General features: G+C 66.2%; 6 protein-coding genes. All 6 read left to right on the top strand.

What is annotated here, in order from left to right:
* The first annotated feature begins 662 nt into the window (after positions 1–662).
* The 6 genes from WME76_RS06660 (at position 663) to WME76_RS06635 (ending at position 7,880) form a co-directional block, all read left to right on the top strand.
* Positions 663–1,067: a hypothetical protein gene (locus tag WME76_RS06660; protein ID WP_437959349.1), complete on the top strand. Its 405-nt coding sequence runs from the start codon at positions 663–665 to the stop codon at positions 1,065–1,067.
* Positions 1,068–1,543: 476 nt separating this feature from the next.
* Entirely contained in the window at positions 1,544–2,554 is a 1,011-nt protein-coding gene (locus tag WME76_RS06655; protein ID WP_437959348.1) for an HTTM domain-containing protein, read from the top strand.
* A gap of 235 nt (positions 2,555–2,789) precedes the next feature.
* Entirely contained in the window at positions 2,790–3,341 is a 552-nt protein-coding gene (locus WME76_RS06650; protein ID WP_437959347.1) for a hypothetical protein, read from the top strand.
* Positions 3,342–3,457: 116 nt separating this feature from the next.
* Positions 3,458–4,789, top strand: a complete 1,332-nt coding sequence (locus WME76_RS06645; RefSeq protein ID WP_437959346.1) for a Dyp-type peroxidase — start codon at positions 3,458–3,460, stop codon at positions 4,787–4,789.
* Positions 4,790–5,023: 234 nt separating this feature from the next.
* Positions 5,024–6,253 (top strand): tetratricopeptide repeat protein, encoded by a 1,230-nt coding sequence (locus tag WME76_RS06640; protein ID WP_437959345.1) that lies wholly within the window; start codon positions 5,024–5,026, stop codon positions 6,251–6,253.
* Complete coding sequence (locus WME76_RS06635) at positions 6,243–7,880, top strand: DUF4331 family protein (RefSeq protein WP_437962082.1); 1,638 nt, start codon at positions 6,243–6,245, stop codon at positions 7,878–7,880. The genes WME76_RS06640 and WME76_RS06635 overlap by 11 nt, the downstream gene beginning before the upstream one ends.
* Positions 7,881–8,023: the final 143 nt, after the last annotated feature.

The raw sequence follows: 8,023 nt of genomic DNA, 5'->3' as shown, positions 1-8,023 counted from the left end.
GGTAGCTGACCACCTGGCTGCCGACTCTCCGGAAGAGACCTGATTGCTCAGGTTGCCCGGATTGTACGCGCTCTCCGACTCCGCCGATCCGCGGGGCGAGGACTCTAGTTCCTCGTCGCGAAGCTGTCAACCTTCTCTTTCGAGAGATCGACCGGGCAGTTGAGAGAGCTACGAACTTCCGCCTTGTACTTCGTGTGTACGTTGCGGTTGCTCTCGGGGGCTCTCCGGCTCCGCCGATTCGCGAGGACGCACTCTAGAATCCCGTCGCGAGACTGTCAACCTCCTCTTTCGAGAAGATCGACCACGCCTTTCTAGAATCTCAAACCTCTTGAGACCCCGGGCCGGGAAGCTTCGAGCTGAACAGTTCTTTGTTTCAGCCCGCCGGCTCGCCGACGCCGCGATCCGCGAGGATCACTTTATACCCGGGCCGCGAAGGTGTCAACGCGCTCGCTCGAGAGCGCCGACACGCAGCGACCAGACCGAGCGACCTGAAGAGCGAGCGGCTTGTTCTGTTCACCGTCCTCTCCACGCTCTCCGCACCGCACCGCACCGCACCGCGGCGCGGCCGCACCGCAGCGCGCCAGTCCCGGCGACCGTCCCCGGTTCTGGTTAATGCTTGACACCGGCGTGTCAACCACGGTGCCGCAGCCCGCCCGCGAAACATGCTCGGCCCAGGGGAGAGGAAGAGCCACGGAGCACAGGCGAGCGGGCTGGCGGTCCTGCCGGCGCCGCCGCGGTGGCGCAGCGCGGCGCGGGACCTCCGCGCGCTGCTCGCCGCGCCGGAGGCAGCCCCCGATGCCGCACCGCCTCCGCAACCGCTCGCGTTCGCCGCGGACGACGACGACGCGGACCGGACCGTGGTGCTCGCCGCGGACGACGACGACGTGAAGGACTCCGAGCGTGGCAAGCTCCCCTCGCGGCCCCCTGCCCCGGCGTTCACCTACGTCGGCGCCACCCGTCACAAGACCCGCGAAGCCCTCCCCCGGTCGCCCGATCCGCGGTCGACCGATCCGTGGCTCGCCCTCGCCGCCGTGCTCCCCGGCGCCCCGCGGCGCTCGACCGGCTGAGGCGCATCCGGCTCGTGGAGCGGTAGGGAGACCGCGAGCGCGTCGCGATGCAGCTCCTCGCCGACCGGGTGCGGAACAACCTCCAGTGGACACCGGGCGAGGCGACGCAGCGCCGGGAGCGGCAGATCCGCACGCCGGCGATCGGCGGCTCGATCACGGTGCTGCTCCTCGGCGGCTCGCGCTCTGGTCGCGGCCGCGCGAGGTGGCGTGGGACGCGGGCGGCTGCCGCCACGAGATCGACGATCCAGGGCGCGCGGCGCCCGGGGTCGAGGTCAGGCTCCACGCGTTCCGCACCTGCGCTGGCCCCCCGGGCGATGTGAGGTGCGGCTCCGCGCGCCGGCCTGCGGGGCAGCTTCTCGAATGAGGAGGGGCCGCTGTTCCTGAACATGGCAGCCGCGCTGGTATGTCGAATATCAGGCCAAGTTCAACATGAAGGCGCAGCTCGCTACCGGCGAGATCAAGAAAGAGGCGCCGCCATGAGGCAGCGGACCTATATCCTGCGCCTGCCGAACGCCAGAGAGGCATCCGCGCGCCTGTGGGGCTCGATGAGGCAATTCGCGTTCGCACCCGCGTCGGCGCGGCCCTTGGCGGCGCTCCGGATAGGGCTCGCGTCGGTCCTCTTGATGCAGGCGGCGCTGATCGCGCCGATCGCTTCCGAGCTGTACTCGCGTTCGGGCATCGTTCAGGGACAGCTCCTCGACGGGTCTGGCGCGATCGGTTTCCCCCGGATCGGCCACCTCGTGGACGCATTTTGGCGCTTCGGGGTCGGTGAGAGCTCGGTGATCGCTGGAGTGGGTATTCTCTACGTGCTGTCGCTGGCTGGCCTCCTGCTCAGCTGGAGGACGAGGTTCTCCGCGGCGTGCGCCTGGTTCGTGCATTTCACGTTCATGATGACGGCGGAAAGGACGAACTATGGAGCAGACCAGTTCGCGAACATCTTCCTGCTCTACCTCATCTTCATGCCTTCTGGCGCGGCGCTGTCGCTCGATCGTGTCTTCGGACGAGCGCCGCCCGAGCCGAGCGAGACAGCGCGTCTCGCGTTGCGGGTCATACCGATGCACCTCTGTCTCGTCTACTTTTCGAGTGGCGTGGAAAAGGCGCTGGGCTCAGCGTGGTGGGACGGAGACGCGATGTGGAGCTCGCTCATGCTGCCCGAGTACCGGCGGCTCGATTTTTCGTGGCTCGCTCACCACGCCTGGATCGCCGTGGCCGCGGGGTGGATGGTGCTGCTCGTGGAGATCGGGTACCCGTTCTTCATCTGGCCACGTCGGACCCGGCGACTCTGGGTAGCGGCGACGGTCGGATTGCACATCGGCATCGCGGTCTTCATGAGGCTCGATATCTTCGGTGCCATCATGTCGGTGTTCACCATCGCCGCGTTTGGCGTGAAGGCGGCCCCTCGACAGGCGCGAGCCCCCTCGGCTGTGGGCGCTCTTCACAGCCGAACGGGTTCGGTGCACGACGTCATCGGGTCGTCAGAGCGCTAGCACGCTACCCTCCGCGAGGCGCACCCCAGGTCGAGGCAAGAGGACCGCGTGCTCTTGCGCTTCTCGTCCGTGAGCTGCAGATCCTTCAGAGGACGCCCGATGTAGGGTTGCATGCCATGAGGTGCTCCCCGAACCAGCCGTTCGGCCACTGCGGATAGCGGAACAGAAGATGATGCACACCTTGGGGGAAGCATTTTAGCACGAAAACAGCGACCGGTCACGAAAGCGAGATGACATGAACTCGACACGGAATTGCGCCGACATTCGACCGCTTGCAGAAGCGCTGCCAAGAGTGGACGAAGAGATAGAGGCAGGGAGATTCGGCACGGTGCTCCCCAGGTCACGCGGGTTCACGATCATCGCCAAGGTCATACCAGGACGGGAGGATGTGGTCCGCGCATACGGTAAGACCGTCGAAAAGCTGATAAAGGAGCAACCCCAGGCGCTCGCTCCGCTCGCGCTCCATTTTCTGCGCTGGGCCATGTACAAGGAAGGTGACACCACGTGGTTCCTTTATATCGGCTTCTTCGACACAGACTTCGACAAGTATGTAGAGGACGCGGTGCTGCTCTTCAAACAGGCAGGCCTAAACACGATATTCGAGCAACTCGAAGGCTTTCCGGTAGACTGGAAGGAAAACCCTGCCTCGTTCGCCAAGTTCGCACGTGAGCATGCAGCCCAGCCATTCATGGAATACGCGGAGTATCCGGACGCCACCGGAGTGGAGGTGGTCAAGGCGCTCAAAGTCAAGTGCGCCCTTTCCACGATGCTCGACCTGATGCAGTGAGCTCATTCTCTCGTCGCGAGACACGGAGCAGAACTCCCGTTCCTGTCGCGATCAACCTGGAGACGTTCTGGAGAAACCTCGCGGCCAGATAGAAGCAATCGCGATGGAGGAGACCGATGCCCGAGTCAGTCAGCGGCCTGCTCGAACTGGAGGACATACAGAGCGGGGTCTTGCGCCCACGGCCTTCGCCGTACGTGGCGACGTACCTCTTGCTACGCATCGACGACCGCAAGGCAGGGCGGGAGTTGATGAGGCGGCTCAGCAATGTGGTGGCCTCGGCCGCCCACCGCGAGAGTCCGGAATCCGATACCTGGGTGAGCGCCTCGCTCACCTTCCAGGGCCTCAAGGCGCTCGGCGTGCCGCAGGAGTCGCTCGATAGCTTCGCGTGGGAGTTCCAGCAGGGGATGGCGGCGCGCGCGCGCCACCTGGGAGACACCGGCGATAGCAGCCCTGAGCACTGGGAGGCACCGCTCGGAACTCCAGACGTCCACGTCGTGATCACCGCGCTGTCGCCGGACGCGCACGGCTTGGAGGCGGCGCTTGAGCGCGCTCGAGCAGCGATCCAGGCGTTGCCGGGAGTTGCGTTGATCTGGCGCCAGGATTGTTATGCGCTGCCCGGTCCAAGGGAACACTTCGGGTTCCGGGACGGCATGAGCCATCCCGCGATCGAGGGCAGCGGCATTCCGGGGACCAACCCGGCGCAGCGTCCTCACAAGGCAGGTGAATTCATCCTGGGCTACCCGGACGAGCTGGGCGGCACCGTGATGCCCCAGCCCGAGGCGCTGGGTCGCAACGGGACGTACGTGGCTCTTCGTAAGCTGTACCAACGCGTGGCGCTGTTCCGCCGATACGTGAAGGAGAACTCGCTCAGCCCGGACGACGAGGAGCTCCTGGCGGCAAAGATGATGGGGCGCTGGCGGAGCGGCGCGCCCCTGGCGCTCAGCCCATCCAGCGACAATCCCGAGCTGGGAGACGACCCGCTGCGCAACAACGCATTCCTCTATGGAGACGACCCGACAGGCTTCAAAACTCCTCTCGAATCACACATTCGGCGAGTGAACCCACGAGACTCGAGTGTGGCGGGCATGGTCGGCCTGCACCGGATGATCCGGCGTGGAACGGTCTATGGTCCTCCGCTCGCGGAAGGGGTTCTGGAGGACGATGGCGTCGATAGGGGGCTCATATTTGCCTTCATCGGAGCGCACCTGGGGCGGCAGTTCGAATTCGTGCAAACGGAGTGGGTCAACAGCGGCGTCTTCATCGGGGCGGGCAACGCCAAGGACCCCATCACCGGATCGAACGAGGGAGACGGCGGCTTCACGATTCCACGGCGGCCGATCCCGCGGCGCCTCCACGGATTGCCGCGGTTCGTCGTGACAAGGGGCGGTGAGTACGCGTTCATGCCGGGCCTACGAGCACTGCGCTGGCTCGCTGATCTCCAGACATAGGCTTGAACATCTCGTCTGCCTCGGCCCGTGAAGCCTGGCTCGCTCGCGCCGAGAACTGAGGACCGTGTTTCCAGAGGCACCATGTCGACGGCCTGAATTCATCCAGTATGGCATCGTCGATGTGCGCCGCCGTACCAATGATGCTGGCGTGCGTTTTGCGGATGTTCGCGGATGGATGAGCCCACAAGGTGGCACGGCGCGGTCGCCGTCGGAACGTGCACGAGGAGGCAGACGATGCCAGCCCACGCGATCAGACCAATCGCCGTCTTTTTCTTGGGGTTGCTCTTCTTGGGGATCGGGATCGCGCCGGGGGTACGCGCTGCGACCCTCCAGACCACGTCCGGAGACATCGCCGTCTCCAATCTGGAGAGCTCGCTCCGCGCGGCCTGGAGCGACTATCTCCGATTCGCCCGCAAGAACGGCGCGCCGGATCGCATCGTCCAGATCGAGCAGTTGAACGCGCAGTTCCTGGGCGACATGGAGTCACCGGATCGCCTCGACCACCTGGCCGCAGAGCTTCGTCGCCATGAGCCCGAAGCCGGCGAGACCTACCTGCTATCGGCGAGGATCGCGGCGTACTTGCATCGATTCGAGGAGGCCGAAGCCGACCTCCGCCAAGCCGCGCGCCGCGGCGTCCGGGCGGCCATGACCGAGCCGGTGCGGCTCTCGATCCAGCAAGCGACCGGCAAGGGTTTGGTGGAGGTATTGGCTGTGCGTCGCAGAAGGGCGCAGACCATCTCCGGCATCGACGAGCTCCTTCCCCTCGCGGCCTTGCTCGTGGACCTCGGCGAGTACGAGGAGGCGGACCGTTTGTATGCACGGGCGCTCGCCCAGTACCGCGATGTCTCCCCGTTTCCGCCGGCGTGGGTCTGCTTCCAGCGCGGGGTGCTCTGGGGCGAACGCATACCCGCGCCGGAGCCCGAGAGAGCGCGGCGCTATTACGAAATGGCGCTGGCGTACTTGCCAGCTTACGTTCCGGCGCGCGTCCACCTCGCCGAGCTCTACGCCAGGCGCGGCGCTCTCGCCAAGGCGGAGGCCCTCCTCACACCCGGGGCACGCCGCGGCGACCCGGAGTCCAGGTGGCGCCTCGCCCAGGTCCTGAAGGAGCAGGGCCGCGCGCGGGAAGCGCAGGAACAGTTGCTTGGGGCCAGGGCCTCCTACGATCGGCTCCTCGCGCGGCACGAGCTCGCCTTCGCTGATCACGCCGCCGAATTCTACCTCGGTGACGGCAATGACGTGCTCAAGGCGCTGTCGCTGGCTCGCCGCAACCTGGCCAATCGGCCGACGCTCCGCGCCTTCGAGCTGGCCCACGAGGCCGCCGTCCGCGTCGGTGAACGACGACTCGCCGCCAATCTGCTCGCCGAGGCCCGGGCGCGCCTGGGGAACACGAAGGCCTTTCAGGTGTCTCCTCTCTCGCGCGCGAGAACCGGGCACCCGGCGGAGAAGAACCCCCATGTGCCATAGGCCCACATCGAGTGAAGCGGTCGCCCGCCGCCGGGGGAATACGGTCATGCCGCTCCTCGGTCTCCTGCTCGGGATCCTGGTTCTCGGGCCCCTTGGCGGTCTCCCGGCCGCCGCGTCGGATCACCTCGACGGGCCGCGAGCCATCGGGGATCCGGCGGCGGACCTGACCGATCTGTACGCCTTTCAGAGCCCGGAGCGAGCCGACCGCACGGTGCTCATCGCCGACGTGTTCCCGATCGCGGGCGACGCCGCGTTCTTCTCCGACGCCGTGAACTACATCATCGCGATGCGCCGCGTCCGGGTCGCCGGATCGGGGAACGAAGCCCGCTTTCAGGCCGCCAAGGAGGAGCTGCAGTTCACCTGCAAGTTCGGATCGCTCGAGGCCTCGACGAGCGGCGGCGAACCGCGCCAAAGGGGGGCGTGCACGTTGCCTGGCGGGAGGACCTTGCCGCTGGTCGTCGGCGACGAGCGAGGCGCCGCCACACCCGATGGCGTCTTCCGTGTCTTCGCCGGGCTGAGGTCGGACCCCTTCTTTTCCGGCTGGGAGTGGCCGCCCCGCAACAGGATGCCGAAGGCCATCCCCAACGTCCTCCAGGACAACAACGTCCTGAGCATCGTCATCGAGCTCGACACGACCAAGGTGCTCGAGCCGCGCAGGGGATCGCTGTTCGGGGTCATCGCGAAGACGACGCCCCGCGCTCCACGGGGGGTGTTCGCGGGCAACGTCCCGCGGATCGACCGGATCGGACGGCCCGAGGTGACCAACCTCCACATGCTCATCGATGGCGAGACCGACCTGCGGGACCTGTGGAATCAGGAGGATCCGTTCGCGGTCGACCCGAAGCGCCTGCCGCTATACAGAGATCGCCTGCTCCTCTCACTGGACCTCTGGGACAGGCGGGACGGCAAGGTCGATTGGACAGAGTCCGGGCGCAGGGCCCTTGCGAACGTGCTCCTGGACGATTTCCTCCTGATTGACGTGACCAAGCCGACCACCGACGACAGCCACCGAGAGATCGAGCACAGCACGCTCGAGGGGAAGAAGTACGCCACGGGCGGGGGCAGGACCCTCGACGCCAATATCATGAACATCTTCATCTCGTACGAGTCCAACCGCGGCAGGACGCCTATGCTCCACGGCGGGGCCAAGGGCGCCACGCAGCCGGGGGGCAAGGCGTTCCCCTACGTGCAGCCCCCCAACGTGACGCCGATCGAGATCACCGGCGCAGTCGACCTCGCCGCCGGCAGCAAGGAGGCCTGGAAGGTGATCGGGCGCTTCGACGGGCTGATGGACTGGCACCCCATGGTCGTGCGGTTGGAGACGGTGGGGAGAGGGGTCGGCCAGTTGCGGAAGAGCATCTTGACGGACGGATCCGAAGTCGTCGAACGTCTAGCGGAGCTCGACGACGCCCGGCGGCTCATGCGGTACACGATGGTGAGCGGGTTGCCAGCCTCGGATTACACGGGGGTCATCCAGGTCAGGGACAAGGGTGCGGGCTGCACGGTGGAGTGGCGGGTGAGCTATCGGCTCAAGGGCGCGGGCACCCCGTTCATAGGCGCAACGGTCAACACCATGATCTCCAAGGGCCTCGAAGGCTTGAAGACGCGTTTCGGCGCACTCCAATAAAGCCATCTATCGTCTCCCGAGCTGAGCGAAGCAATCGGCCGGATCGAAGGGGCCGTCCACGAGCTGCGCACGATGAGCTGAACTTGGATGTTCAACGCCCAGCGACGCAATAACCCGCGCTGGCACACCCCTTGATGAGCAGA

The organism is Sorangium sp. So ce119 (assembly GCF_051524405.1).
In the GTDB taxonomy this organism is placed as follows: Bacteria; Myxococcota_A; Polyangia; order Polyangiales; family Polyangiaceae; genus Sorangium; species Sorangium cellulosum_G.
This window is presented reverse-complemented; position numbering and strand designations above follow the sequence as displayed.